We start from the raw sequence: 26,562 nt of genomic DNA on the forward strand, positions 1-26,562 counted from the left end.
GGCTTTTTATCCGCTCATTTGATTACAAGTTTTCTTTGAACAACTTGTATATACGACGGTATTCATCCAACCAACTTGATGGCTGTCTAAAGCCATGCGGTTCAACTGGATAAATCGCCGTTTCAAAGTCTTCCTTTTCTAGCTCAATTAGGCGTTGCACCAAGCGCACCACATCTTGGAAAAACACGTTATCATCAACCATAGGTGCATTGATCAGAAGCTTGTTTTTCAAACCTTCAGCATGATAGATAGGCGAACTACGTTTGTATGCAATTGGGTCTACATCTGGGCGATTAAGGATATTTGAGGTGTACGGGTCGTTGTAATAGGCCCAATCGGTGACTGGACGTAAAGCTGCGCCTGCCTGGAATAGATCCGGCTGAGTAAATAGCGCCATAAATGTCATAAAGCCGCCGTATGAACCACCATAAGTACCTACAGCACCACGGTCAACATTAGCGTTGTTCACCATCCACTCAACACCGTCTGCCAAATCTTCGATTTCTGGTTTACCCATATGACGATAGATTGCCGTTCTCCAGTCTCGGCCATAGCCCTTAGAGCCGCGATAGTCCATATCCATGACGACATAGCCTTCACTCGCGAGAAGTGAATGGAACATAAACTCTCTAAAGTAGTTAGACCAACCCATATGTGAGTTCTGCAAATAACCCGCACCATGGTTAAAGATCACAGCCTTACGATTCTTACCCGTTTCACCTTCTTGATAATCTGCTGGGTAATATACTTTTGCGTAGACAGGCTCACCTTGATGGCTTGAAGGAACCGCAACAATCTTAGGTGCAATTAACTTCTTATTTAAAAATGCATCTGAGACCGTATTAGTGAGTCGTGACACCGCTGCTTTTGGCGCTGCATCCGCCACATAAAGTTCTGGAGGCATCATGATTTTTGAGTGAGTTAACAACAGCTTTTGCTCATCTGGGCTTAGCTGGTAATCTGTCAGGCCATCTAAATCGGTTAACTGCTCATCTTCACCGCTTGCTAAATTGACGCGATAAATTTCGTATAAACCTGGGTGATCTTTATTGGCTTTGTAATAAACAAATTGACTATCGTGGGTTAAGGTTGGTTCAGAAACCACAAACTTCCCTGAAGTCATTGCTTTTGCTTTGCCGTTAAGCGGCTTAACATAAAGCTGACTATATCCAGTTTGCTCTGAAAGATAGTACAACGCGTCTTGGTTGCTTAACCAACCAAAATCATTGTAGGTGTAATTGATCCAAGCATTGTCATGTAGGCGGTGCTGAGAAACGAATTGTTGTTTATCAAAATCAACAGTTGCTAACCATCTGTCTTTATTATCCCAAGCACCAAGCATCACTGCGACTTGAGAACCGTCACTATTCCATTGGATAGCGGATTGACTCCAGCCCCATGTGTCGATCAAGTTGATATCACGTGGTGCTTTTTCACTCTTATATGATTCACCTTTTGCCTTAGCATTTTCGCGTTTCACCTCGGCTAGTACATCTTCATCAAAGCCAGGCAAAGTATCATAGCTCAGCGTGACTTGCTCTGATTTTGCTAAATCAATGAAAATAACATCAGAACTCATTGGTTTAGTGTCTGCAACGCGGCGGCGAGCTTTTACCGGATCAATGTCACCGTTTTGGCTCACGTAGTTAGGCATGATGTCAGAGTCAGAACGATTTGGTTTATCATCGGTGATCACGGCGATTAACTTGTCACCAGTAGGTGCTAAGCTAACTGAGATAAGCGTTTTTCCTTTACCAAGATAAAACTGATTATCTTGGATGCTTGCGTTATTCGCTTCTATCTCTTGATTTCTAGCTTCTCGATCTTTGCTGTTTTTGTGCGTTAGCGCGACGAATTGAATCAGTTCGTGTTGCTGCTCAGCGATATATCCATTTGGCTCTTTTACCCCTTCTGGCTTATCCGATAAATGTAACTTTACCAGTTCTTTGGTTAAACCTGTGGCTAAATCGAACGCAAACAGCGTATTGCCTGAACGGTAAGCTAATCGGTTATCACTTAAGAATTGCGGTGCATACTCATAGTTCGAAGAATGAGTAACTTGTGTTAAAGCGCCAGACTTCAGGTTTTTAACGAATATGTTACCCTTAAATTCATAAGATTGTAGCGTCCGCTCTTTATTATAAATCGCGTTTGCAGCACCAACGGCATGCAAATCTGACAGCGAAACCGCTTCGCTTGTTTGTGCGCTACTGACTTTAAATAGATCTCTTAACTCTGAACCAGCTTGCTTACGCTTATAGAAAACGGTTTTGCTATCGGCCCCCCAATACGCGCCTTCTGGTTGTCTTCCCAACCAATCAGGATGGGCCATTGCTTGTTTTAGGGTGATCTGCTCACCACCAAAATCAACAGGAGTCGCAACGACTTGTGGGACTGGTGAATTGGCTTCAACTTGTTGTGGTTTTGGGCTTACTTCAGTGGTCTGACAACCAGAAAGGAATAAACCTGAAGCGACTGCCATCGAGATAAGAGAGAGTTTCAACATGTGACTTTCTTATAATAGTTAAATTTGCCTAATTTAAGCAGAAAGCCAGCGGAATATCGACAGATTTAAGATTAAAAGCACAATGGGTAGGACAAAAAAAGGCCAGCATAGGGATGCTGGCCAAATACTCTCTGCGCTCACATAGTCGTTGATGGACAACGAGTATGAAATGAGGCCTATCCGCGCCTCACAATAGTAGACCGCACTATCAGAAAAGAGTTCCAAAAATTACGGTAAAAAATTAAATTTTTTATATCCAACCTGAGCTCTTCGATAAAGGAATGAGCTAACTCAATAGTTATCAGAAGCTTAGGTTTTTAGTTAACAATGGACCTTTTTTGCTAAAATACAGTAGTACTAATTCAAAATTAATTGCTGAGCGGTTTCCATAACCCCAGGGTAGTCTGCTTTAGGCAAGATGTCAGCAAGCTCTGCCAGTGCTTCACCTAACTTATGCAGTGAGTCAGCTGAAACATTGATATGCCCCATTTTTCTGCCCGGTTTCGCATCTTTGCCATACCAGTGACTGGTTGTCCCCGGAACAGCAAGAACTTGCGATGGAATGTGACTTTGCCCTAAAACATTAATCATCGCGGTTGGGCGAAGCAGCCTTGTATCACCAATCGGTAAACCGGCAACGGCACGAATATGGTTTTCAAACTGGCTTACATGGGCACCTTGTTGAGACCAATGTCCTGAGTTATGTACCCTAGGCGCTATTTCATTAACCAATAATTGACCTTCAACATCGAAAAACTCAATAGCAAGTACACCAACATAATTGAGTGCATTCGCAAGTTTCGCAAATGCGTCTTCCGCTTGCGATTGAATATTGGCTTTCTCTTTCCCGGCAATTGATAAGGTCAGTACACCATTGGTATGCTGGTTTTCAGTCAACGGATAAATTTTACATTCGCCATTTTTTGCTCGCACACCAATAATCGACACTTCACGGTCAAACGGTATCATTTTTTCAGCAACGATAGAGTGAGGCTGTGCTTCAGTGCCTGCTTGCAAAAACTCGGACATTTCGGCCCAAGTACTATCTATTTCAGACTCTGATTTAACTCGCCATTGCCCTTTCCCATCATAGCCTGCCTGACAGGTTTTAACGACCAAAGGCATGCCTAACTCATCAATCGCTGTGAGAAAATGCGCTTTATCCGTAATGATTTTGAAAGGAGCACAAGGAACAGATGTTTTATCTAGTAGTGCTTTTTCTTTCGCGCGATCACCACCGGTGGCGATTGCTTCTGCGCCAGGATAAAACTTACCGCTTTGTTCGCAAAGCGCTAAAACATCATGTGGAATATGTTCAAATTCGGCAGTGATGGCATCAGCATTGTCAATGGCTTGCTGTAATGACTCTGGTGTTGTTGCAAAAGTAACGGGGTTTATTACCGTTTGACTGCCAACATCATAAGCCAACACTTTTATATCAAGATGAGTTGACGATAGACTCATCATACGGGCTAATTGTCCCGCCCCTAAAACAAGAATATTCATGTTATTTCGCAGGATCTGGATTAGCTAATACCGTTTCTGTTTGTTCTTTTCTGAACGCTTCTACTTTTGCAAAAACCTCAGGCTGCTGACAACCTAAAATTTGAGCAGCTAGCAAACCGGCGTTTGCAGCACCAGCGTCGCCAATCGCTAACGTACCTACCGCAACACCTTTAGGCATTTGGCAAATTGACAGTAATGAGTCCACGCCATTTAGCGTTTTTGATTTTACTGGAACGCCAAGTACAGGCAGACTTGTAAATGCTGCCGCCATACCTGGTAGGTGTGCAGCACCGCCAGCACCGGCAATGATAACTTTGATCCCACGTTCTGCTGCTGTCGAAGCATAATCCGCTAAAAGCTGTGGAGTACGGTGAGCTGAAACCACTTTAGTTTCATAATCAATACCAAATTTATCTAACATTTCAGCTGCATGTTGCATTGTAGGCCAGTCTGATTTTGAGCCCATAATGATGCCAACGGTCATAATAATTCCTCGACTAATTTTGAACGATACAGGGCTAAGGTCCTTCACACCTTAGCTGCGGGCATTATACCTGAGTTCGTCTTTAATGCGAAGAATCAACTTATTGCAATTATCACGCGATGACACCCTGAGTTATTTAGACACTATCAATTCTTCAATACTTAATGCTTTAGCACGGTTAAAGTGAGAGAAAAACGTTTTAGGACCCATAATTAAGCATAGCACCGCGAGACCACCTGGGATCAGCACAATTTTTAAAGCTGGGCCAAGAATATAGCTGTAAAAAAAGATAAAAGGGATGAATAGAATGTATCCGATGAATAAGCTCAAATATTGCATAACAACTCCTATTGAAATTTAATGAGCACGCTCAATTATAATAATGAGCGCGCTCATTATTTGCAAACTTTATCTCTTAAATAATCTGGAACTGTGCTACACTCTCTTCGCAAATAAAAAGGTAACCATATGAAAAAAAGAGAAATTACGTACAATAAAATTCTCAGTGCTAGTTGGCAGCTTTTTCAAGACAATGGTTTTGAAAACACCACTACTCGGCAAATTGCCCAAGCAGCAAACGTGGCAACGGGAACGGTTTTCTCTCACTTCCCCACTAAGCTCGACATGCTCAAAGTCGCAATGCATAACCAAATAGATGAACTAATTAATGAAGCGAAAACATCAGATGAGCAGCATAGTGCCAGCTTAAAGTTACGCCACTATGCAAAGTATTTATTTGCTTTTTATCTTAGCAATAGAGATTTCAGTAAAGAGCTGCTTTGTGGGATTATTTGGCATAGCGAATTCTTTAAGGGGCAACTCAATTTGTTCAAACACTTGTTATTCAGTGAGCAGGAATACAATGAGTTGAAAGCAACCGTTATGATGGACTGCTACTTTATGACCTTATTAGAAGGGTTAAGCAATGAGCATAGTTCTGTTGACCAGATGCTGCATTCTCTATCTCAGAAGTTGAAACTGGTTAATCAATAAATTGTATGATGTGTTCTTTATTGAATATTCATACGAATTTACTTGTGCTTTTGAACTTCTGACCATATAAAGCATCTAGGACTAGTGTAATAAGCAAGTGCTTGGGAAAAGTTACTTAGTTCCTTATTTTTGTCTAACGAGGTCAAAATGAAACGCGTCATCTTATTCCTTATCACTAACTTAGCAGTAATGCTTGTGTTAGGAATTGTGTTATCTATCTTAATGTCTGTGTTTGGTATTTCTAGCCGAAGCTATACAGGCATTATGGTTATTGCTGCCGTATTTGGATTCGGTGGTTCTTTTATCTCTCTTTACATGTCTAAGTGGATTGCAAAGAAATCAACAGGTGCCCATGTTATTGAGCAACCACGAAACGAAACTGAACATTGGTTAGTTTCTACTGTCGCAGAGCAAGCTAAAAAAGCAGGAATTGCGATGCCAGAAGTTGCGATTTACGACAGCCCTGAAATGAATGCGTTTGCAACCGGGCCGAGTAAAAATAACAGCTTAGTTGCTGTGAGTACTGGCCTACTCCACAACATGAATCAAGACCAAGCAGAGGCAGTGCTTGCGCACGAAGTGTCGCACGTTGCAAATGGCGACATGGTTACACTTACCTTGATCCAAGGTGTTGTAAATACCTTTGTTATATTCTTCGCTAAAGTATTGGCGGGTATTGTTGATAACTTCTTGAATGGCGATGAAGAAGAGTCAGGTGGAAGCTGGACATATTTTATTTTTGATATGATATTCCAGATCCTCTTTGGTATTTTGGCTTCTGTTGTTGTCGCTTACTTTAGTCGTAAACGAGAATTTGCAGCTGATAAAGGTGCAGCGGATTTAGTCGGTGCGCAAAAAATGCGTTCAGCACTAGAGCGTTTGAAGCACAACCATGAATCGCAATTAGAAGGCTCAATGATGGCTTTTGGTATTGCTTCAGGTAAGTCTATTGCAGACTTCTTTGCTTCTCACCCGCCACTTGATGAAAGAATTAAAGCACTTTCGTAACTCTTTTCACATTCATACTAGGGCAACGATTAAGTTGCCCTTTTTTATAGCTCAATTTTATACAGATTATTTCCAACAGCGCTAAACCCTATACGCTTGAGTAGGTTTAATGAACGGTGATTATCAGCCGATACATGCGCCAAAACCACATTGAGCTCAAACTCAATCTGGCTTTTGTTTGCAAATAGACAACGTAAAGCTTCAAACATCACGCCTTTACCCCAATAATCAGGCATTAATTCATAGCCAATATGTAGGCCCTCAATATCACCGTCTTCGTGATAGAAACCAATACATCCAATCACCGCTTTAGTGCTTTTACACACGAGGCAAAAACGACCACCTATACCTTCATATTGACGCTCAATATCCATTTGGATCATGCATTTAAGGTCTACTTCAGTGAGGTTATCGCCGTAATCGTTATACGCTTTTACCTGCGGTAAATTAAGTAACGCTAATAACTGCGGATTATCTTTGTGCCTTATGGGCCTGATGACTAGCCTTGGTGTTTCAAATTCCATAAAATGCTCAGGTCTAAGTATCTGCCGCAATGGTAGCACTTATTGCAGCACATATACCTTTCAATATTATGATCGCTTGCATTGCTTTATAATTTAGCATTTTTGGAGAATGAATATGAGTCAAGAGTTCACCGTTATCCCACCAACGACGAAGGTTTACTGCCCAGAGAGAGGTGAAGGCTGGACTTTAACGGGCATTACAGGGATCGATGAAAATGCATCAGTGATGTTTTCTGGCGTACGCTATACCATCTCAGCAAAAGAAATTGTTGAGTCATTATTGCCAAACTTTAAAAATAGGCAAGAATCAAATAATTAGTACTTTTTAACTATTTTACTGTTGTAAAAGTGTAAATTATGATCAATTATAGCGCTAGATTGCAAAGTCAATAATGGAAGCGCCCGCCTTAAAGGATTAAGTCATCGCATTGAGTTGGACTCAATTGCGAAGACATTGCTTTGTGTTGTTTTAAGTTACAGGACGTACACTTTTTAGGGTTCCTGCTATGTTAAAAGCATCACTCACAACACTTGGTTTACTCTCAACATTACTTTCCACATACACCTATGCAGATAGTTGCCCAGGTCAGGTTTTTGGTATTAACGCTGGCCGTGGCGATATTGGTATTTTGTTTGGCCTAGATGAAGGTGCAGGACAAGCCAGCGCCAATAGCCTAGCCGCTTTTAGTTCGGCAGCACTCGCCTATGATACTAGCAGTGCGCGTTGGTACTATGCATCCGCACCAAGGCCAATCGATTATAAAGTTGACACTAGTCATCTAAACTTACCAGCTGACGCAGATATTCCCATTGAAGGTAAAAAACATCGCTATGTTCAACTGGCATATTTTGATGGAACCTCTCATACCATAGTCGGTAGAACGGCTTATTTGGTGGGATTGGCATATGACAGCACAAACGATAGACTCATTGGAACGAGTTACGATTCTATTTACAGCATAGATAAAAACACAGGCGACGCGACTAAGCTCTCGGATCTCCCCTCATTGGCGGGAAAATACCGCGGCGATCTTGAGTTTTATAATGGTCGCTTGATTCTAGTCACGAGTGCAGCCGTCTACCAAGTTAATACCAATGACTTTTCTGTGACTAAATTATCTGATCACGACCTAACTGCTGTTACAGGGGCAAGCCTTAATAGTAATGGAGAGCTTATTATCAGTCGCGTTATCATTAATGACGCCGGACACACCAACAAAAGCGCAATTTATAAGTTAAACCCTGATACAGGAAGCACCTGTTATATCAATACATTACCAATACGAGTAAATGACCTTGCATATAACCCAAATGGCAGCAGTACATGCTATACCGTTTCTGGTTGCGGCGGCACACCAACCCCTCCTTCGCCACCGTCTTTTACGTTAACGAGTATTGAAAACACGGTTTATGAAGGAAGTACCCTTAGCTATCAAATTACCTTAAGTAAAGCCTTCGAGCAGGACGTCAGCTTTTCGGTGGCGGTCAATGATGTGACAACGCAATCAAATGACTACGTAGCACCACCTACTTCATTGGTAATACCTACGGGCAGCACAACTGCTACCATTCAAATAGCAACAATAGACGATACTGAGTACACTGGCGATCGGGAACTCTCTTTGGGCGTAACTGGCGTGAGCAATACCTCAGGCAATGAAACCCTATCGGGAAACATACTCGACAATGAAACCGCGTGTGTGCCTGACAACTACACGCGGATCAATTACGCGTTCGTCAGAGAAGACTCATTATTCAATAATGACTGGGGTATCAAAGTAAACGGCCAGTATATTAAATTGCTTGATGAATACGGAAGTGCCGGCAGCTATGACATCCTTCAAGGACAATCATTTACCTATGTGCTCGCTATCGATGGTAACAGCAATACACTATCAACCAAGTACCAAGTCTCAGATACCAACCAACGTTGGGAAGATCAAAACGATAACGATTACAATGACTTTGAGGTCAGTGTGACAACACAAACCATTCAAAAAGGTTGTAATTAACAGACTCAAAGCGGCTTACTACTTTTAGAAGCCGCTTTGTTTAACCTGAACTCGGGATAAGAAGTTAGTTAATCCACTAAAATCACTAAGTTCAAAAGCGTAATATCACTCTAGCCAGAAGTTATTTCTTAATACAAGGCAAATTTGTGCGTCAATAGCTGGCCTATTGCAAGCAAATTTAACGCAGTAGTAAGGAATAACAGCTGCTAGAGAACAAATTGTTATCCCGAGTTTAGGTTATTTAATACTAACTGGTACCTGATTTAAGCTCAAACAACTCTAGTAACGCTGAGCGAAGCTGTAGCTTTGGTGTGCCCTCGCTGTAAGGCGCTGTTGCAAGCAACGGACAGTCTAGGCGAAGCTTTAAACTTTCAAGGTTTTCTTCAAATACAGACATCTCAGGGTCAATCTGGTTTGCAATCCACCCAACCAAATTCAGTCCTTTTTGCTTGATAGATTCTGCCGTTAAAAACGCATGATTCAAACAGCCTAGCTTCATGCCAACCACTAAAATAACGGGAAGTTGTTCTCTGACGACCCAATCATACAGATATTCGTTGTCGTTAATGGGCAATGCCCAGCCACCTGCACCTTCACATAATATATACTCAGCGCCCAGTTGCTGAATTTCACTAAAGCGCTCATGTAGCTTATCGACTGTGATGTCAACATTTACCTGTCTTGCTGCAATATGCGGGGCAATTGCTGGTGCAAAACAAAATGGGTTAACTTGCTCGTAAGTACCGTGCACCGTCGCAGCTTCCATTAAACTGATAGCATCGACGTTCACTAGTTCACCAAATGCCTCTTCAGCATCCGCCGCAATCGGCTTAAAGCCAAAAGCCTTTTTGCCGTGCTTAGCCAACAGTTTCAGTAATAAAGTAGAAATATAGGTTTTACCTACTTCTGTGTCGGTCCCAGTTACAAAATATGCTTGATTCATTTCCTTAACTCCAAAAATCCGACTTGATAACTGACATCAAAACCATTTTCACTCTCAGGGTAGCTACTCAGCAGCTGAGCGTAAGCTGATTTGCCTAACAAACCTTGTCGACGAGAAGCGGTTTTTACATCGTTGGCACCGATATTTTTTACCGAGCGCAACGCCTTTAACGGTGTGTCATAACTATCAATCAATAACGCTTCATCCGCCCAAGTCACTGCGAATCCGGCTTGTAGAGCAAAAGATTTAAGTGCCGACAGCGAATAAAATGAATTGATATGGCCACACTCATCGATGGCTCGCCATGCGCTATCGATTTCGTTTAACGAGCCGTCAAGCACTGAGCTTAGCAACACTCGTCCTTCTTTTTTTAGTACTTCATACAACTGCGCAAACAACGCTTGCGGGGAATTAGACCACTGAATTGCAAAATTACTAAAGACTAAGTCGATACAATTTGACTGAATAGCGAGTTTATCCATATCACAGCAAACACTATTTGTCGTATTTTCAGCGCTTGCCAACATAGCCAAGCTAAGATCCGCTCCAACATAATGATTCGTGAAGGCGTTTAATCTATGAAAGTTTTCATGTGGCCCGCATCCTAAATCGAGCAACCTAGGAAACATACGCACCGCACCAAGCTCGCTATTTTGCTGTGTTAAACGTGAAAAGAGTACATCTGCGGCCTGTTTTTGTACGTTGGCGTGTTGAGAGTATGATTGCGCGGCTTTTGAAAAGCACTTTGCTGTTTGCGTCTTTTGTGCTTTGCTCATGCTCCCTCCACTAAGGCCGAAACTAAATTGTCTATATCTTCGTGACTGTGCTGTGCCGTTATTGTTATTCGCAATCGTGCGGTATTTTGCGGAACCGTTGGTGGCCTTATAGCCCCAACCCAAAGTCCCTTTTCCTTAAGTTTATGTTGCGCCGCTAATACATTTTCGCTGCTACCATACACAAGAGGCTGTATGGCCGTATCACTTGGAATGGGAGATAAGTTGGTTTGTGCAACTAACGACTTAAAATAGTCGATGTTTACTTGTAATTTGTGTCTCGCTTCAGATGCAGCAAGCAATTTATTCAACTGGCATAATGCAACGCTTGCCATAATAGGCGACAACGCCGTTGTATAGATAAACTCACGATTAAATTGCGTCATGTAATTTATCACATCATGACTTGCTAATACCGCAGCTCCTTGACAGCCCATCGCTTTGCCAAAGGTGATCACCAAAATTTCAGGTTTAATGCCGCTTTCAATCGTGCCAAGTCCTTGCGCTCCCACAACGCCAAACGCATGAGCATCGTCGACCATGAGCCACGCAGAATGAGACTTAGCCAGCACACTGATTTCAGATATCGGCGCTTTGTCTCCATCCATAGAAAACACCCCTTCAGTCACAATGAGTTTACTGTCGGCTTTGGTTTTTTCTAATCGAGACCTTAAGTGCGTCAAATCATTGTGATTAAAGCGAACAAACTTAGCGCTACCCGCTAAACCACCGTCTAACAGGCTGGCGTGGTTGAGCTTATCTTGGAACACCGCAGCGCTTAATTGCTTTTCTTGGGGCGTGAACAATGCCTTTAACACACTGGTATTAGCGGCAAAACCGCTTGGAAATAACAGTGCTGCATCATAACCCAAAACGCTGCAAAGCTTATCCTCTAACTGACGGTGAATATCAAGATAACCCGTAACAAGCGCCGAACTACGGCTTCCGGCTTCAGCACATGCGAGAGCGTTAAATTCCAACGAGTCTGCAAGTCCCAGGTAGTCATTGCTGGCAAAGTTAATATATTGCTGATCAGCAATTTTAATTCTACTTGCAGAGGCCTTTTCAACCACAATGCGTTTTCTTAGCAACCCTTCAGCGTGACGAGCTGCTAAGGCAGATTGAATATACTCAAACGACATTGATTAGTTGGCTTCGTAAAATAGCTCTGATGTCGCCTTGTCCGCAATTGCAGAGCTTAACGATGCCTCATAGGCCTCATCCGAATAATCTTCACGTTTTTCAGGGTTCATCCCAAGTTTTCTAATGAGATTCATATCGGCGTCTGCTTCCGGGTTTTCCGTGGTTAATAGCTTATCACCATAGAAAATTGAGTTAGCGCCAGCGAAGAAACACATCGACTGCATCTGTTCATTCATTGCCGTTCTACCTGCAGATAAACGCACGTAACTGTGTGGCATCATGATGCGCGCAACCGCAATAGTACGGATAAACTCAAAGTGATCGAGATCATCAACATTTTCAAGTGGCGTGCCCTTAACCTTAACAAGCATGTTAATCGGTACACTTTCTGGTTGTTTTGGCAGGTTTGCTAATTGGATCAGCAAGCCATAACGATCAGATGCCTGCTCTCCCATTCCTACAATACCACCAGAGCACACTTTCATTCCTGCATCTCTTACGTGATCAAGGGTATCGAGTCTGTCTTGATAAGTTCTTGTCGTGATAATCTGCTCGTAGTATTCAGGTGAGGTGTCCAAATTATGGTTGTAATAATCCAGGCCCGCTTCTCTTAGCGTATGCGCTTTTTGATTATCCAGTTTACCCAAAGTCATACAGGTTTCTAGACCTAGCTCTTTAACTTCTTTCACCATTTTGGCGATATAAGGCATATCTCTGTCTTTTGGATCAGACCAAGCGGCGCCCATACAAAAACGCGTCGCGCCCTTTTCTTTAGCAAGCTTTGCTTGAGTTACAACCTTTTCCACTTCCATCAAACGCTCTCGTTCAAGATCAGTTTTGTAATGACCTGACTGTGGGCAGTATTTGCAATCTTCAGGACAGGCACCCGTTTTGATAGACAGCAAAGTGGAGATTTGAACTTCATTGGGATTGAAGTGTTTGCGGTGAATACTTGCTGCATAAAAAAGTAAGTCGTTAAAAGGCATGGTGAACAGTGTTTTTACTTCTTCATGTGTCCAATCGTGTCTTAGCGCGCCTAATTCCATATTTTCATTCTCTTTTTATTCTTGCCTAAATTTACAACACGAGTATTTTCTAGTGATTAAATTTAGCGCAGTCAAACTGACGGTGATTGGCTTAGTCTACTTCTTAGCTTAGTATTGTCAACGTTACATGCGCCCACAAGGTTTACAAATGAGCAATAAACAGACAATCGATATTGAATTTGATCGCAAGCATATATGGCACCCTTATACATCGATGATTGACCCTCTGCCCGTCTATCCAGCCGCAAGAACATTCGAGAACAAAATTGAGCTTGAAACTGGCGAAACTCTCATTGACGGTATGGCATCCTGGTGGAGTGCTGTGCATGGTTATGGTCATCCAGAAATAATCACGGCGATAAAAAATCAAGCAGACACGATGAGCCATGTCATGTTTGGGGGGCTAACTCATCAGCCTGCAGTGGAGTTATGCAAACTACTTGTGGAGCTAACCCCAGCCCCACTTAATCGAGTATTTCTAGCCGACGGTGGCTCAGTCAGTGTTGAAGTTGCAATCAAAATGGCGATCCAATATTGGTTGAGTAAAGGCAAAAAGAACAAAACCCAAATAATGACAGCCAAAAAGGGCTATCACGGTGATACATTCGCGGCGATGAGCGTTTGCGACCCTGTGAATTCAATGCATGCCATGTTCCAAGGCTTTTTACCTGAGCAAGTGTTTGTCGATGCCCCTAAAAGTGAGTTTTACGGCAGCCAAAGCCAAGATGAACTTAACACGTTAGAAACCGCATTTGCTGCTCATCATGAAAAGGTCGCGGCATTTATCATCGAACCGATAGTACAAAATGCAGGCGGTATGAACTTCTACCACCCTGAATATCTCAAGGCGATTCGAGCGCTATGCGATAAGTATGAGGTGCTACTAATTTTAGATGAAATTGCGACTGGGTTTGGCCGTACAGGTAAAATGTTTGCCTGTGAACATGCAGATATCGCACCGGACATTATGTGTGTTGGCAAAGCACTTACTGGCGGAAACATGACGCTCGCGGCCACTTTGGCAACAGAAGATGTGGCTTTAGGTATTAGCCAAGGCGAAGCGAAAGTGTTAATGCACGGACCAACTTTTATGGGAAACCCGCTGGCGTGTGCCGCCGCAGTTGCTAGTCTCACTATCTTAAAGCGCCAAGAAACAATGGCCAATATTGAACGAGTCGCGAGCGCGCTTAACGCACTAAAGCGCTGTCTTAATCTAAATGCAGTATCAGATGTCAGAGTTCTTGGTGCGATTGGCGTGGTGGAAGTGGAAAGGGTTGTTGATGTTGCAAAAATCCAAAAATTCTTTATTCAGAAAGGTGTCTGGATAAGACCATTTGGCAAGCTAATTTATATTATGCCGCCTTATATCACCTCAAATGAAGATATTGAATCACTCATTGACGCGATTTATATTGCCATTGACGGCGAACACTTCTAAAACACAATAAATTTGGAATTAGGTCTATTTCATGACCTAATTCTAACAATGCAATCTAAAATCATGGCGCATAATCAATAAAATTACGTTATTTCGAACTTTCCTCGCTTTGTACCTGAAATGACATCAATGGTATGTTACCATGCTCGCTTTTATCATTAGCAAATGAGAAAAGAGACATATTATCTATGCAGCAAACCGTCAAATTGCAGCCAGCTGAAGCTTATCAGCCCCCTCGTTTTACTGTTTACCAACACCGCCAAATTGATAAGATTGAGCAATTGGATAAACTACCTGAACACCTTCGCTTTCAAATGAAAGTCGTCGCCAACGTGTTTCCTTTTCGCGTTAATAACTTTGTCATTGAAGAGCTCATAGATTGGGACAAAGTGCCTAATGACCCTGTTTTTCAATTAACTTTCCCACAGCGCGGTATGTTGGATGACGAGTCATACGAGCAAATGGCCAACTTGTTAAGTCGTGAACATACACCAGAAGAAGTGTTTAACCTCGCAACCAAAATTCGTCAAAAGTTAAACCCGCACCCAGCTGGTCAAATGGAAAAAAATGTTCCTGAGTATGAAGGTGAACGCGTAGACGGAATCCAACACAAATATAAAGAAACAGTGTTGTTTTTCCCGTCTCAAGGACAATACTGCCACTCATATTGCACTTTCTGCTTCCGCTGGGCGCAGTTTGTTGGAAAGGCAACTCGCTTCAATAATAACGACGCCGAGCTGCTCCACAACTACTTAGCCGAACACACTGAAGTGACCGATCTATTGATGACTGGTGGCGATCCTATGGTAATGCGCACCGTTAAATTGCGTAAATACCTAGAGGCGCTAAAAGAACCAAGGTTTGACCATATTCGTACCATCAGGATCGGTACTAAATCTCTCACTTTTTGGCCTTTTAGATACGTCACCGATCCAGATGCACAAGAGCTGTTAGCCTTACTAAAAGAGCTAGTTGATGCCGGAAAGCATGTATCAATCATGGCGCACGTTAACCACAAACAAGAACTGCGTACTGATGTCACACGTGAAGCGATTAAACTCATCCGCAAAACTGGTGCGCAGATCAGAACACAAGCACCGCTTTTAAATAATATAAACGTAGACGCTGACATGTGGGCTGACATGTGGAAAGAGCAAACACAGCTTGGCATGATCCCCTACTACATGTTTATCGAGCGTGATACCGGCGCTAAGCGTTACTTTGAAATCCCGTTACATAAAACGTGGGAAACTTTCCGTGAAGCTTATAAGCAAGTCTCCGGTGTGAGTCGTACAGTTAGAGGACCATCAATGAGTGCGGGTCCTGGAAAAGTTGAAGTGTCTGGCGTAACAGAAGTCGCAGGCGAAAAAGTATTTGTGCTGCGCTTTATTCAAGCTCGAAACCCTGACTGGGTGCAGCGTCCATTCTTTGCCAAGTTCGACGAGAATGCCCACTGGCTGGATGACTTAAAACCTGCATTTGGGGAAGAAAAATTCTTCTGGCAGGACGAGTACGACGCCATGTAAATGTAAAAATATCAAAAAGCCAGCAAATTTCTGGCTTTTATTTTATCTGGCGCATTTAAATAACCTAGTGTTTGAATAAGATACGAGCTAACTCATTGCTTTTAAAATCACAGTGAATTATTTCCTTATCTAGCCAGATAGTTTTGCAGATAACTGGCTGCTAAAAGCATTAATTTGAATAATGTTTTAACTGTATCTATCAGGTTTGATTGCTAGGAATTAATCAAATATGACATCGCTTAAGGGCCAAACTCGGCGGTTCAACAGCAACACCATATCTTAAACCCAATTGCGATAAAGGGCACTCGACTGACTCGTATTTGGACAAAACGAGTTGGGAGAACGTCTGTATTAGGTGAGTTTCGCATAAAAATTTCTATGGCGCGAAGTTAATAGCCTTGTTAGTAGCTATGTCCAAAGCGCCCACCTGATATGAATTAAACGAATCAGCATCTGGTTTTCTTCTTGACGCTTGCAAATCGCTGACACCCACCTCTAATTTGCACCTTCCTAAGATACCACCTAAGCTTTAGCTCTGCACTCAATGGATTGAGGAAACCAAACTATGGCAACTGCCCGTAAAAGACAAATCAGTTTAACCGACACCAAATATTATCACTGTATCTCCCGTTGCGTCAGGCGCGCATTTCTGTGCGGTAAAGATAAATTTACTGGAAAATCATACGAACACCGCCGTGATTGGGTTGAAGAAAAGCTCTTGATGTTGGCTTCCATATTTTGCATTGATGTTTGTGCTTATGCCGTGATGAGTAATCATACTCACATTGTTTTATATGTTGATGACAAAAAGGCGAAACGTCTGTCGGATGAAGCAATTGTGATGCGGTGGCACAAGTTGTTTAAAGGCAATTGGATAAGCCAAAAATTTACTGAAGGTGAGCCACTCAATGAATCGGAGCAATTGATGCTAGATGAGCTGGTTGATGAGTACAGAGAAAGGCTCGCAGATATTAGCTGGTTTATGCGAGTGCTTAACGAAGACATCGCCCGCCGAGCAAATAAAGAAGATAATTGGACAGGTCGGTTTTGGGAAGGACGATTTAAATCCCAAGCATTACTAGACGAGGCTGCACTGGCTGCTTGTCTAGCATATGTAGACTTGAACCCCATTAGAGCCAAAATTGCCGCAACGCCTGAAACCTCAGACTACACCAGCATCAAAAAGCGAATTGACCATGCGAAATTAGGTAAACAGCCAAAAAGCCTACTACGCTTTGCTGGCAGCCCACGAAAACATATGCCAAAAGGACTGCCTTTCGAGCTCAAATCCTATATTGAGTTGGTTGAACTCACAGGCCAATGTATTCGCGCCGACAAGCGAGGCTATATTAACGAAGCACAACCCATACTCACTCGACTAAATATCGAACCGGAGAACTGGATAAAACTCACTACGCAGTTTTCACGGGTATTTCACGGTGCCGTTGGCCGAGAGCGAACAATAACCGCTTACTGCGAAACACTTCAAAAACGACGACGTACAAACCTAACAAACTGCGAGCGCTTGTTGGCTTAGCAAAATTCACATTCTCAACTCTAGAATTTCATACTGCTGTATTTACAGCGCTTTGTCGTGCACGATAACCCAGTTTTGGTGAAGAGATTCGCCTGAGCGCTAAAAATTAGTCTATCTATAAACGTTTTTGACCAAAGTGATTGAAGTATTTTTATACTCTTTTACTTCATCTTCTTAGCTTTGATGCTAATTGTGATGGATGTCATTTGTTTTATTTGAGGAACGAAAACAGCCAACTGTTTTTTGTCCTTGTTAATTAGCTTGTTATGCAACGCTTTTCTTGAGCATTGAAAATCCAACTTTAAAAAGAACTTTTTTATAAAAAGAAGACTTTTTACTTAGAAAATCATCAACTATTTCTATCAATTCATCTACAAAGTCAGCTGTAGTTTGAATCTTGTTTTCCATTACATAATCAACTTTTGTCATATCATTAACCAAATGAAATTGGTGTGCTGAAGTTACGACGATGTAACTACTAGTCGTTCTACTCAGTAAAGACGCTATTTGCATCCCATCTTTTGCGACATCAGGTTCCGTAATTCCTTGAACATCTAATATAACGATGTCGTATGGTTTTTTTTGTAATCTGCTTAGAAGTACATTATCTATTTTTGAATGTCTGTCTATTTTATTGAAGCCTGCGTTATTAGCTATATTTAGCATATCTGTATTAAAGTAAATATCTTCATCATCTACGATACAGATATTTACATTGTTAAGTTTCATAAGAAACTTACCCAATCCTTTTAACGGTTTATGCTTCATGCTCTTAGGTTCCTAATAATAAATATTTGTTTTGCTTTTTCGTTATCAATTATTTGTTGTTCATGGACTAACTCTAAAAAGTCAGAGGTTCTTTTGCTTAGCTCGTTATAATGCTGAATTAACACTTGTGCCCAGTACAACCCATAACCAAAACCTTCCGATTCATCCTTTGATTGAAACCCTTTATCAAAGATTGCTTCTGAGTCAACAATTGGCTTAGAGATATTGGTAAACTTGAGTGTAATATCTTCTTTTTTACTTTTGACAGCAGAAACTGTTGCAGTACTAGAATCAATACTGTACTTCCAAATATTGTCCATCATGATTGAGATAATATATTCAATCATGTGCGAGGCAAAAGTTATATTGATTTTTTTATGTACATCAAAATCGAATTTTAAATTTTTTGATCTACGAGTATTCACTATCAAAGAAAATACTTTTGAATACTTATCTAGAATTTTTAAAAGATTTGTTTTTTTATCTAAATTTGCAGAATAATGGGAGCTGGGATGAAACTCATTAACCCCCGCAATCATTTCTATGAATTGATCAATTATTACAGTTGCTCCAACAATTTTACTAGCAGGTTTATCAAGTTCTATTATTTTCGTACTTACTGTAGGATCAATTCGAGAGGCTTCAGCAACAATAGTCTGAAGTACTTTATGCAATTCGTGTCTTAAGTTATGAGAGATATGTCTTAATGTTACAGATTCCTCTTTCTTTTTTATAACACCCCCTGTGTTGTAAAATGCGACACCGTATTGACAAAAATCAAACGTGTCTATTTCTGATTTTTCGCAATCTTTTGAAGGACAACGAATACATATACCTAACATACTTCTCCTTGATTCTGATAAGTTGCATAACGCCCGCATTTGCGGCTGGTTTGGAGCGCAGCGGAAAACCAGTCCGACAACATGCGCTTGTTAAATCTTATTTCTCCAACTTCTGCGATATATCTTCTGTAATATATGAAGTCATGGATACTATTAACCCTTTAATATAATTCACTATACCTTCTGAATTTTTAAGCATTATTGATTTAACTTTCCAGTCAAGACAGCATGGGTTAGAAATACAATCCCAACTTTTATATGGTAATGATTCTTTCGAGTGAAATATAACTAAAGACCGCCTTGAAAATAGCAAAACGATTGTTAAGCAGTAGTTATCTAATGCAGCGTGCTTAGGTCTGAAGTGAAATTTCAAAGAGCGAATAGGTGCCTCAGCGGTAAACTCGAATCCATCGATCACTTGACGTTCTTTCTCAATTTTCTCAAGTTTATAATCTTTATCGTCATCAAGGCCAAATGCTGTTAAAGCAGTTAGCGAAGCTAAAGCGCTTCTATATGTGTTTGGTTTTCTCGGAACTTCAACGTACTCTTCCTCGAAATATTTTTGTGTTGAATAAGACGGCTTAGCAAATAAACCCTCTTTATTATTTTTATGGATCCAGCGGCCAATTTCGGTGGAATTAGGGATTTGATACGTAGTATCAATTTCAAACTCTTCGAAATCAAACAGAGTAGTTATATCTGGTGGCCAAAAATCAGGCTGTAAGTTAAGTTTTATTTGCTCAATATTGGCTGAAGCCTCCTCATAGGAGCAATACTCTTCATTACTCTTTTTTTCTACCAGTTCAAGTAAGCTGCTTTCAGTTTGAGGGTTTTCAAGAGCGTTTTCTTCTTCACTTTCAGTTGTACTAACAAGCTTCAATGTGGTTTTCGTATAATCAAGTAAGTTAACATCTACTTCCCCGAATATTTCGGTATTATCAGCTTGCACTACAAAAGTAGGTTTTGGAAATCCCGACAACGCCATATCATCAGCGACGAACGCCATTATATCCCTATACCTTATTGGGCCTTCATGCTCTGATAAAGATTTACAAAAGCTATAGGTAAAATAGCTATAAACATCGGATGCAAGTGATGTTTCTTCTGAACTCGATGAATGAAAGAAATACAGTTTATTAAGATTGTTTTCTTTAGCTGATTTCTCCAAGTAAGGCTTTATCTCTGAATCTGATTTCACATAAGAAGAGCCAGAATAACAGGCATCTACTATTTTAACTGTAAGGTCAGGATTTAAGTTCCTTATAAGTCCATCTAGCTCAGTATTCCTAAGACCTGTAACTTCCTTTCTATCTTCCTTGAAGTCAGAAAAAACATAGAAGAAATCATCATCATATCTAGCCCCATGTCCTGAGTAATAAAACACGAGCTCAGATATTTCTTTAGCCTTATGTTTATTTATAAATTCTGTCAGCTTCTGTTTAGCTTCAAAAGCCTTAGGAGAGTCAGAAACCACACAGATATCATCGAACTTCCCCAATCGTTCAAAAACACCTTTCATCACCTCAGCATCGTTTTTACAAGCACTCAATGAGCTGCAGTTCTGATAATCACTTACCCCTACGACTATTGCTAACTTCACAAATGATTACTCCATTGCTTATTCTGTAGATTTAACATTTTATTCGTGCGCATGCGCGTTTACCTCGTTGGACCAGTGAAAACGCGCACAGTTAACTATCAGTATGCAAAGAACTTATCAGCATTCTGCTAAATATACCATCTGGAAAAATGCGCATGCGCGTTTCCCAAACCTATTATTTCAAATCGAAGACATATAACCTTTTGATAAAAAATAATATTTTTAATTTATTCATGCATAAACGCGCAAAAATTTTTTCATTATTTCCCTTGATATCCGAGAACTCCAGATAATACTGTATACATATACAGCAATATGAGCTAAGGAGTTATCATGAGTCTAAAAAGCCCATTTCTGAAAGGTCTTCAGGAAGAAATGCGTATGCGTGGTTACAGCATTAGAACAGAAAAAACCTACCTATATTGGATTAAGGCATTCATTAACTTTCACCACAAGCGTCACCCTGAGACAATGGGAACGGAAGAGGTAACACAATTTTTAACCTTCCTTGCCAACCAACGAAATGTGGCTATCAACACACAAAAAATTGCACTTAACGCGTTAGCCTATTTGTATCAGAAGCATTTGCACCATGAGCTTGGGGATTTAGGTTTTTGCTATGCCACTAAACAAAGACATTTACCTACAGTGTTATCCCCATCAGAAATCTCACTAATACTAAATGAACTTGATGGCCGTGATAGACTAATAATAGAAATACTCTATGGTAGCGGACTAAGAGTTTCAGAATGCCTCAGGTTACGTATCCAAGATATTGATATTGATATTGATAGAGCTTCGCTGACCGTTAGAGACGGTAAAGGGCATAAAGATAGGCAAACCATCCTCAGCAATAGATGCTCAAAAAAGCTCACTACATATATTGAAATGGCTATTAAGATTCAACAGGATGACAACCTTCACGGGATAGGTCCATCTCTGCCAAATGCGGTAGAACGCAAGTATCCCAACGCGTTTAGGCAGCATGGGTGGATGTTTATTTTCCCTTCCAGCACTACTTGTATCAATCCTTATACAGGAACACTTTGCAGGCACCATTTACATCAAAGTGTTATTCGTAAAGCGCTCGGGAATGCCGTGCGTAATATTCAAATAAATAAACGCGTCACCTGCCATACGTTTAGGCATAGCTTCGCAACCCATTTGCTTAAAGCTGGTCGTGCTATAAGAAGTGTTCAAGAATTACTGGGCCACAATGACGTTAGTACCACACAAATCTATACACATGTACTTGGCCAACATTTTGCGGGTACAACTAGCCCGTTAGACACAATATAAATGTCAGAGCCCTTTCGAAACTCAGTAGCATTACGAAAATTGGGTCAACTGAAGCTAAAAAAGTTGGTTGCACATCACACTGCTGAATAGCAATGGGGCAGGAATGAGCTGACTAAACGGCCGCTATGTAGAATAAGGCTAACATTGACGACCGTCTCTTGTTTGCTCTAAGGTGAAGTCTAAACCCGCTCTTTTTAACTGTAAGATCGGATATGATACTACCCTGTTTAACATACACGAGCGTTGTTAGGGCTACTCTACCTTAAGCTTGATCACCATTCGAAAAGGTGGGCCATTTTTGAAATTGTTTTCAAGCCAATGCCATGGCTATTACGCTTGGCATATAAGTGCTGTAGGGACTTATCTTTGATTTCACCGACAATGACTTCTTTCACTTGATAACCCATTGCCACGGCAGCTGACGCATAAGCAACAAACTCCCATTTCTTGATATTGGTGTTATCAACAACGACCAAAGGGATACCTTCAGCTAAGGCGTTAATAAACCGGGCTAAGTTTAAGTTGTGATATTCTGAAAGGCGTTGTTTTTCAAAATGATACTCGCCGTTTTCATTAAGAAAATAATCATCGGTTGAACAGATAAAATACTGTGTTTCATCGCCGGAGACTAGGTCGTCGGCTAGCGTTTGCGCATAATGCGATTTTCCAGAGCCAGGTAGACCCCTCAAAATAAAAACTTGTTTCATCGAGTTTTGAACGTCACTGTTAGTATTAATAAAGCTATTTTTATCATCGAACATTCATAATGCCACAGTCCGACTGTTTTTTCATGGCTTTTACTCATTCTTTTCAGCCCAGTTTTTTGCATTTCAGTGTTTTTTTATTTGTCCATCGCAGGTAAGATACGGCTTACATGACGATAAGACACTCTGTCTTTTAATTTACAAATAAAAAATAAATCATTTGGAGTAAAGATGAGCCACACAGCGATAACGGAGCTACTAGCAGGCACCGTTGCGGTTGACAGCCAAGTAACAGTAAAAGGCTGGATCCGTACACGACGTGATTCAAAAGCAGGTATTTCATTTCTAGCCGTTCATGACGGTTCTTGTTTTGACCCTATTCAAGCCGTAGTCCCTAATTCGCTGAATAATTATGACGAAGTGACTCGTCTTACTGCTGGGTGTTCAGTAGCGGTGACTGGTGTGCTTGTACAATCACAAGGTCAAGGTCAATCTTTTGAGATCCAAGCGAACAGCGTTGAGGTATTAGGCTGGGTTGAGAATCCAGATTCATACCCAATGGCTGCAAAACGCCACAGTATTGAATACTTACGCGAACATGCGCACCTTCGCCCTCGCACTAATGTTATGGGCGCGGTTACGCGTGTACGTAACTGTCTTGCACAAGCTATTCACCGTTTTTATCATGAGCGTGGCTACCAGTGGATCAGCACGCCTATCATTACCGCAAGTGACTGTGAAGGCGCAGGCGAGATGTTCCGTGTATCTACACTTGATATGAACAACCTACCACGCACAGACAAAGGCGATGTAGACTATTCAGAAGACTTTTTTGGTAAAGAAGCATTCTTGACCGTATCGGGTCAGCTTAACGGCGAAACATACGCGAGTGCCCTTTCAAAAATCTATACTTTTGGTCCAACATTCCGTGCTGAAAACTCAAACACTTCTCGTCACTTAGCAGAATTTTGGATGGTTGAGCCTGAAGTGGCATTCGCCGACCTTAACGACATCGCAGCGCTCGCTGAGGACATGTTGAAGTATGTGTTTAAAGCAGTACTTGACGAACGTCGTGATGATATGGAATTTTTTGCACAGCGCATCGAAAAAGATGCCATTACTCGCCTAGAATCATTCATCGATAAAGACTTTGCTCAGGTAGATTACACAGACGCTATCGAAATTCTAAAAGCATGTGATAAAGAGTTTGAATTCCCTGTTGAGTGGGGCGTCGACTTACAATCAGAACACGAACGTTACCTTGCTGAAGTACACTTTAACGCACCAGTAGTTATCAAAAACTACCCTCGTGATATCAAAGCATTCTACATGCGCCAAAACGAAGACGGTAAAACCGTTGCTGCTATGGACGTCGTTGCGCCTGGTATTGGTGAAATCATTGGTGGCTCACAGCGTGAAGAGCGTTTAGATGTGCTAGATGCGCGTCTTGAAGAGATGGGCTTAAACAAAGAAGATTACAGCTGGTACCGCGACCTACGTAAGTATGGAACAGTGCCTCACTCAGGCTTTGGTCTTGGCTTTGAGCGCTTGGTTGCTTATGTTACTGGCATGGGCAACGTACGTGACGTTATTGCCTTCCCTCGTACTAAAGGCAGCGCGACTTACTAAAACGTCACAAACTCAGCTTTGCTAAAAACGCTCCCTTTTATGGGAGCGTTTTGCATTGTGCGTTTAGAGAGCTCTCATGATAACATCAGCGCTTTACTATAGTTGTACCAACATAGCGCTCACCCGAGGTCATAGAACCCTGCCAATTCAAACACCTAAGCATTCATATGCACAACATAGCCCTCAATGTAATGTGATGTAATCGATTAAATTGCATAACCATACTTAAATTAAACACTGAAAACACTTTATTAACAAACCTTTTAAAGGGAGTTTTTTATGTTTAATACTGTCACCAATCAGCAAGCAAAAGCCACAGCAGATCACCTACAAGCTGCGCTGCAACCTAACAAGCAAGGTTTTGTCCCAGATTACAATATACCTTTACTCGCAACAGGAGGAGGAAATAGCCAGCCAGAAACCCTCAGCGCACTTGGGCCATTGGCAGATCTCATCGGCACTTGGGCAAGCGCTCGTTTTGCGGGATTTAATGTCATGCCGCTGCCGCAAGAAACTGCTCCAGAAGGGGTTATATTATTTAATTTCCCTTACTACGAGGTGATCACCTTTAGCGCCACACAAGGAAAAGTAGTAAATCGAGGTGGAGATTATCAACAAAATAGTTATACGATCTTTTATGAGCAACGTGTATTTTTTGCCGACGGTGACAAGAAAGACCAACTTGTGCATGCTGAAAATGGCACTTGGCTCAATTTAGCCACCACCAATCAAGGTTCAGGTAAATACAACCGCCCTCCTTATATCCCCGCTCCTTCAGGTGGAGCAAACGTGCCAATACAAAATCCAGAGCATGCGATAGTCAAACAGGTTTCAATTCCACACGGTAACTCAATTTTAGCACTTGGAAATCATCACTTTGTCGATGGTCGTCCAGAAATTCCCATTGCCAACACGCTGCCGCAACCAGAAACTAAGGCAGGTACTACCATTGCGGGTTTGTATGGAGAAAACTCACCGAGTAATCCAAATATCAATCCGAATATCGTGTTAGAACAACAATTGCTAGTTAACCAAGCATATAACCCTATCACTAAAACGGATATTTTGACCGTTAACAGTGACAATGATGGATTAGTTTCAAGTATCCCATTTTGTAAAAACCATGTAGACGTTCCAAACTTTTCTACCACTTACTGGATAGAAAGGTTATCCAATGGCGCGTTGCAACTGCAATACACACAGAATATCTCGCTACAGTTTAACAACACCAAAAACAGCAAACTACTGTTTCCCCACATTACTGCAAACACTCTGTTTAAGGTGGGATAGCGATACTAGGATTTCGCTTAGGTTCAAAATATAAGTTGATATCTACAGTGTAGTTAGTCAGGTCTCAACCTTGTTGTTATTTGCCATGGCGAATTTAGCGGTGTCTATCGCCCGGCACCAAACATCAATCTAAAGCCATGACTTTGGTCATAAAGGATTTGAAAATGAGTAATGACGTTAAAGATCTTCAGGTTCAGCTCACAGAGCTAAGTTCAAAAGTTAAAGAATTAGAAAAGCAATATTCTGAGCAGCAAGCAGAGGGAGTACGTAAATGCGACGCTTGCGCCCTTACGTGCAGTCCTTGCTATTTATGTACTCCTTGCACTCCATGCTCGCCTTGCACAAACTGCCTCCCTTGTGTTGTCAATTTCTGTAACTGCTGCCTTCACTGTCAGCCTACTGCTACGCCAGAATCTGCATCACTGCAATGTCTACAGTGTCAACCTTCAGGGGGCGCTAGCGTTCAATGCGCACAAAGCATACAGTGTGTTCCTTGCATCGTTTCGTTCTGTGTAACCTGTCAGCCTGCGCAGTGTGTTACTTGCCAGCCAACACAATGTGTTTTATGTCAACCGCAGTGCGTTACTTGCCAACCAACACAATGTGTTTTATGTCAACCGCAGTGCGTTACTTGTCAACCGACACAATGTGTTTTATGTCAACCACAGTGCGTGCCTTGCCAACCAACCCAATGTGTTTTATGTCAACCGCAGTGTGTTACTTGCCAGCCAACACAATGTGTTTTATGTCAGCCGCAGTGTGTAACTTGCCAACCAACACAGTGTGTATTATGTCAACCGCAGTGTGTTCCTTGCCAGCCAACACAATGTGTTTTATGTCAACCGCAGTGCGTTACTTGTCAGCCGACACAGTGTGTGTTGTGTCAACCCTCAGTTAATCACTTTCAAGGTGCACAATTGTGTGCAGGAAGTAACCCAACATACCAATGTTATACCTGTACACCAGGTCCAATCTATTGCTGTATGTTGAG

At 41.6% G+C, this 26,562-nt stretch carries 24 protein-coding genes; 11 read left to right on the plus strand and 13 right to left on the minus strand.

Annotation, left to right across the window (positions count from 1 at the left end):
* Nucleotides 1-22: 22 nt before the first annotated feature.
* From GSF13_RS14750 to GSF13_RS14765, 4 genes are all read right to left on the minus strand, one after another.
* Nucleotides 23-2,506: a prolyl oligopeptidase family serine peptidase gene (locus GSF13_RS14750; RefSeq protein ID WP_211866039.1), complete on the minus strand. Its 2,484-nt coding sequence runs from the start codon at nucleotides 2,504-2,506 to the stop codon at nucleotides 23-25.
* A 357-nt stretch (nucleotides 2,507-2,863) separates the two neighbouring features.
* Nucleotides 2,864-4,012 carry a 5-(carboxyamino)imidazole ribonucleotide synthase gene (locus GSF13_RS14755; RefSeq protein ID WP_211866041.1) on the minus strand — a complete coding sequence of 383 codons (1,149 nt, stop codon included), beginning with the start codon at nucleotides 4,010-4,012 and terminating at the stop codon, nucleotides 2,864-2,866.
* 1 nt (nucleotide 4,013) lies between these two features.
* Nucleotides 4,014-4,496 carry a 5-(carboxyamino)imidazole ribonucleotide mutase gene (gene purE, locus GSF13_RS14760; protein WP_102056812.1) on the minus strand — a complete coding sequence of 161 codons (483 nt, stop codon included), beginning with the start codon at nucleotides 4,494-4,496 and terminating at the stop codon, nucleotides 4,014-4,016.
* A 132-nt stretch (nucleotides 4,497-4,628) separates the two neighbouring features.
* The gene (locus GSF13_RS14765; RefSeq protein ID WP_010604774.1) at nucleotides 4,629-4,835 is read right to left on the minus strand and encodes a hypothetical protein; all 207 of its coding nucleotides are present in this window, start codon (nucleotides 4,833-4,835) and stop codon (nucleotides 4,629-4,631) included.
* Between the two features lie 129 nt (nucleotides 4,836-4,964).
* Between GSF13_RS14765 and GSF13_RS14770 the strand changes: the two genes are divergently transcribed.
* Both GSF13_RS14770 and htpX read left to right on the plus strand, forming a co-directional pair.
* Complete coding sequence (locus GSF13_RS14770) at nucleotides 4,965-5,489, plus strand: TetR/AcrR family transcriptional regulator (protein WP_010604775.1); 525 nt, start codon at nucleotides 4,965-4,967, stop codon at nucleotides 5,487-5,489.
* Nucleotides 5,490-5,636: 147 nt separating this feature from the next.
* Nucleotides 5,637-6,497: a protease HtpX gene (gene htpX, locus GSF13_RS14775; RefSeq protein WP_206472955.1), complete on the plus strand. Its 861-nt coding sequence runs from the start codon at nucleotides 5,637-5,639 to the stop codon at nucleotides 6,495-6,497.
* 44 nt (nucleotides 6,498-6,541) lie between these two features.
* Here the strand turns inward: htpX and GSF13_RS14780 are convergent, their stop codons facing one another.
* Nucleotides 6,542-7,021, minus strand: a complete 480-nt coding sequence (locus GSF13_RS14780) for a GNAT family N-acetyltransferase (protein ID WP_206472957.1) — start codon at nucleotides 7,019-7,021, stop codon at nucleotides 6,542-6,544.
* Nucleotides 7,022-7,136: 115 nt separating this feature from the next.
* Between GSF13_RS14780 and GSF13_RS14785 the strand changes: the two genes are divergently transcribed.
* Together GSF13_RS14785 and GSF13_RS14790 are read left to right on the plus strand one after the other, a co-directional pair.
* Entirely contained in the window at nucleotides 7,137-7,340 is a 204-nt protein-coding gene (locus tag GSF13_RS14785; protein ID WP_010604778.1) for a hypothetical protein, read from the plus strand.
* Nucleotides 7,341-7,527: 187 nt separating this feature from the next.
* Nucleotides 7,528-9,033, plus strand: coding sequence for a hemolysin (locus GSF13_RS14790; protein ID WP_211866043.1), 1,506 nt, complete (start codon nucleotides 7,528-7,530; stop codon nucleotides 9,031-9,033).
* 247 nt (nucleotides 9,034-9,280) lie between these two features.
* Here GSF13_RS14790 and bioD read toward each other — a convergent pair whose 3' ends face one another.
* From bioD to bioB, 4 genes are read right to left on the minus strand one after another with little or no spacing between them, the layout of a single operon-like run.
* Nucleotides 9,281-9,976 (minus strand): dethiobiotin synthase, encoded by a 696-nt coding sequence (gene bioD / locus GSF13_RS14795; RefSeq protein WP_102056815.1) that lies wholly within the window; start codon nucleotides 9,974-9,976, stop codon nucleotides 9,281-9,283.
* Entirely contained in the window at nucleotides 9,973-10,752 is a 780-nt protein-coding gene (locus GSF13_RS14800; protein WP_010604781.1) for a methyltransferase domain-containing protein, read from the minus strand. The genes bioD and GSF13_RS14800 overlap by 4 nt, the downstream gene beginning before the upstream one ends.
* Nucleotides 10,749-11,891: an 8-amino-7-oxononanoate synthase gene (locus GSF13_RS14805; protein ID WP_010604782.1), complete on the minus strand. Its 1,143-nt coding sequence runs from the start codon at nucleotides 11,889-11,891 to the stop codon at nucleotides 10,749-10,751. The genes GSF13_RS14800 and GSF13_RS14805 overlap by 4 nt, the downstream gene beginning before the upstream one ends.
* A gap of 3 nt (nucleotides 11,892-11,894) precedes the next feature.
* Nucleotides 11,895-12,938 carry a biotin synthase BioB gene (gene bioB / locus GSF13_RS14810; RefSeq protein ID WP_010604783.1) on the minus strand — a complete coding sequence of 348 codons (1,044 nt, stop codon included), beginning with the start codon at nucleotides 12,936-12,938 and terminating at the stop codon, nucleotides 11,895-11,897.
* 148 nt (nucleotides 12,939-13,086) lie between these two features.
* On the opposite strand from bioB, the gene bioA reads away from it, so the two are divergent.
* The 3 genes from bioA to GSF13_RS14825 all read left to right on the plus strand — a co-directional run bounded on the left by bioA (nucleotide 13,087) and on the right by GSF13_RS14825 (nucleotide 17,439).
* On the plus strand, nucleotides 13,087-14,376 hold the full coding sequence (gene bioA, locus GSF13_RS14815; RefSeq protein ID WP_211866045.1) for an adenosylmethionine--8-amino-7-oxononanoate transaminase: 1,290 nt from the start codon (nucleotides 13,087-13,089) through the stop codon (nucleotides 14,374-14,376).
* Nucleotides 14,377-14,564: 188 nt separating this feature from the next.
* Entirely contained in the window at nucleotides 14,565-15,902 is a 1,338-nt protein-coding gene (locus GSF13_RS14820; RefSeq protein ID WP_102056818.1) for a lysine 2,3-aminomutase, read from the plus strand.
* Between the two features lie 565 nt (nucleotides 15,903-16,467).
* Nucleotides 16,468-17,439 carry a transposase gene (locus tag GSF13_RS14825; RefSeq protein ID WP_211866047.1) on the plus strand — a complete coding sequence of 324 codons (972 nt, stop codon included), beginning with the start codon at nucleotides 16,468-16,470 and terminating at the stop codon, nucleotides 17,437-17,439.
* A gap of 264 nt (nucleotides 17,440-17,703) precedes the next feature.
* Here the strand turns inward: GSF13_RS14825 and GSF13_RS14830 are convergent, their stop codons facing one another.
* From GSF13_RS14830 to GSF13_RS14840, 3 genes are all read right to left on the minus strand, one after another.
* Nucleotides 17,704-18,207, minus strand: coding sequence for a hypothetical protein (locus tag GSF13_RS14830; protein WP_211866049.1), 504 nt, complete (start codon nucleotides 18,205-18,207; stop codon nucleotides 17,704-17,706).
* The gene (locus tag GSF13_RS14835; RefSeq protein ID WP_211866051.1) at nucleotides 18,204-19,049 is read right to left on the minus strand and encodes a HAMP domain-containing histidine kinase; all 846 of its coding nucleotides are present in this window, start codon (nucleotides 19,047-19,049) and stop codon (nucleotides 18,204-18,206) included. Before GSF13_RS14835 ends, GSF13_RS14830 begins: the two co-directional genes overlap by 4 nt.
* 97 nt (nucleotides 19,050-19,146) lie before the next feature.
* Nucleotides 19,147-20,649 carry a caspase family protein gene (locus tag GSF13_RS14840; protein WP_211866054.1) on the minus strand — a complete coding sequence of 501 codons (1,503 nt, stop codon included), beginning with the start codon at nucleotides 20,647-20,649 and terminating at the stop codon, nucleotides 19,147-19,149.
* A 333-nt stretch (nucleotides 20,650-20,982) separates the two neighbouring features.
* Here GSF13_RS14840 and GSF13_RS14845 point away from each other — a divergent pair, with 333 nt between their 5' ends.
* Nucleotides 20,983-21,948 carry an integron integrase gene (locus GSF13_RS14845; RefSeq protein ID WP_211866056.1) on the plus strand — a complete coding sequence of 322 codons (966 nt, stop codon included), beginning with the start codon at nucleotides 20,983-20,985 and terminating at the stop codon, nucleotides 21,946-21,948.
* 272 nt (nucleotides 21,949-22,220) lie between these two features.
* Here the strand turns inward: GSF13_RS14845 and GSF13_RS14850 are convergent, their stop codons facing one another.
* Nucleotides 22,221-22,655, minus strand: coding sequence for an AAA family ATPase (locus tag GSF13_RS14850; protein ID WP_026000942.1), 435 nt, complete (start codon nucleotides 22,653-22,655; stop codon nucleotides 22,221-22,223).
* A gap of 228 nt (nucleotides 22,656-22,883) precedes the next feature.
* On the opposite strand from GSF13_RS14850, the gene asnS reads away from it, so the two are divergent.
* The 3 genes from asnS (at nucleotide 22,884) to GSF13_RS24760 (ending at nucleotide 26,336) form a co-directional block, all read left to right on the plus strand.
* Nucleotides 22,884-24,281 carry an asparagine--tRNA ligase gene (gene asnS, locus GSF13_RS14855; protein ID WP_010379069.1) on the plus strand — a complete coding sequence of 466 codons (1,398 nt, stop codon included), beginning with the start codon at nucleotides 22,884-22,886 and terminating at the stop codon, nucleotides 24,279-24,281.
* Nucleotides 24,282-24,560: 279 nt separating this feature from the next.
* Nucleotides 24,561-25,571, plus strand: coding sequence for a heme-binding protein (locus GSF13_RS14860; RefSeq protein ID WP_211866058.1), 1,011 nt, complete (start codon nucleotides 24,561-24,563; stop codon nucleotides 25,569-25,571).
* A 534-nt stretch (nucleotides 25,572-26,105) separates the two neighbouring features.
* On the plus strand, nucleotides 26,106-26,336 hold the full coding sequence (locus tag GSF13_RS24760) for a hypothetical protein (RefSeq protein WP_249122676.1): 231 nt from the start codon (nucleotides 26,106-26,108) through the stop codon (nucleotides 26,334-26,336).
* Nucleotides 26,337-26,562: the final 226 nt, after the last annotated feature.

It is taken from the genome of Pseudoalteromonas sp. M8 (assembly GCF_018141365.1).
Classification (GTDB): domain Bacteria; phylum Pseudomonadota; class Gammaproteobacteria; order Enterobacterales; family Alteromonadaceae; genus Pseudoalteromonas.

Coding starts and splice junctions, on each gene's coding strand:
- GSF13_RS14750 (WP_211866039.1), bottom strand. CDS start 2,506: ATGTTGAAACTCTCTCTTATCTCGATGGCAGTCGCTTCAGGTTTATTC.
- GSF13_RS14755 (WP_211866041.1), bottom strand. CDS start 4,012: ATGAATATTCTTGTTTTAGGGGCGGGACAATTAGCCCGTATGATGAGT.
- purE (WP_102056812.1), bottom strand. CDS start 4,496: ATGACCGTTGGCATCATTATGGGCTCAAAATCAGACTGGCCTACAATG.
- GSF13_RS14765 (WP_010604774.1), bottom strand. CDS start 4,835: ATGCAATATTTGAGCTTATTCATCGGATACATTCTATTCATCCCTTTT.
- GSF13_RS14770 (WP_010604775.1), top strand. CDS start 4,965: ATGAAAAAAAGAGAAATTACGTACAATAAAATTCTCAGTGCTAGTTGG.
- htpX (WP_206472955.1), top strand. CDS start 5,637: ATGAAACGCGTCATCTTATTCCTTATCACTAACTTAGCAGTAATGCTT.
- GSF13_RS14780 (WP_206472957.1), bottom strand. CDS start 7,021: ATGGAATTTGAAACACCAAGGCTAGTCATCAGGCCCATAAGGCACAAA.
- GSF13_RS14785 (WP_010604778.1), top strand. CDS start 7,137: ATGAGTCAAGAGTTCACCGTTATCCCACCAACGACGAAGGTTTACTGC.
- GSF13_RS14790 (WP_211866043.1), top strand. CDS start 7,528: ATGTTAAAAGCATCACTCACAACACTTGGTTTACTCTCAACATTACTT.
- bioD (WP_102056815.1), bottom strand. CDS start 9,976: ATGAATCAAGCATATTTTGTAACTGGGACCGACACAGAAGTAGGTAAA.
- GSF13_RS14800 (WP_010604781.1), bottom strand. CDS start 10,752: ATGAGCAAAGCACAAAAGACGCAAACAGCAAAGTGCTTTTCAAAAGCC.
- GSF13_RS14805 (WP_010604782.1), bottom strand. CDS start 11,891: ATGTCGTTTGAGTATATTCAATCTGCCTTAGCAGCTCGTCACGCTGAA.
- bioB (WP_010604783.1), bottom strand. CDS start 12,938: ATGGAATTAGGCGCGCTAAGACACGATTGGACACATGAAGAAGTAAAA.
- bioA (WP_211866045.1), top strand. CDS start 13,087: ATGAGCAATAAACAGACAATCGATATTGAATTTGATCGCAAGCATATA.
- GSF13_RS14820 (WP_102056818.1), top strand. CDS start 14,565: ATGCAGCAAACCGTCAAATTGCAGCCAGCTGAAGCTTATCAGCCCCCT.
- GSF13_RS14825 (WP_211866047.1), top strand. CDS start 16,468: ATGGCAACTGCCCGTAAAAGACAAATCAGTTTAACCGACACCAAATAT.
- GSF13_RS14830 (WP_211866049.1), bottom strand. CDS start 18,207: ATGAAGCATAAACCGTTAAAAGGATTGGGTAAGTTTCTTATGAAACTT.
- GSF13_RS14835 (WP_211866051.1), bottom strand. CDS start 19,049: ATGTTAGGTATATGTATTCGTTGTCCTTCAAAAGATTGCGAAAAATCA.
- GSF13_RS14845 (WP_211866056.1), top strand. CDS start 20,983: ATGAGTCTAAAAAGCCCATTTCTGAAAGGTCTTCAGGAAGAAATGCGT.
- GSF13_RS14850 (WP_026000942.1), bottom strand. CDS start 22,655: ATGAAACAAGTTTTTATTTTGAGGGGTCTACCTGGCTCTGGAAAATCG.
- asnS (WP_010379069.1), top strand. CDS start 22,884: ATGAGCCACACAGCGATAACGGAGCTACTAGCAGGCACCGTTGCGGTT.
- GSF13_RS14860 (WP_211866058.1), top strand. CDS start 24,561: ATGTTTAATACTGTCACCAATCAGCAAGCAAAAGCCACAGCAGATCAC.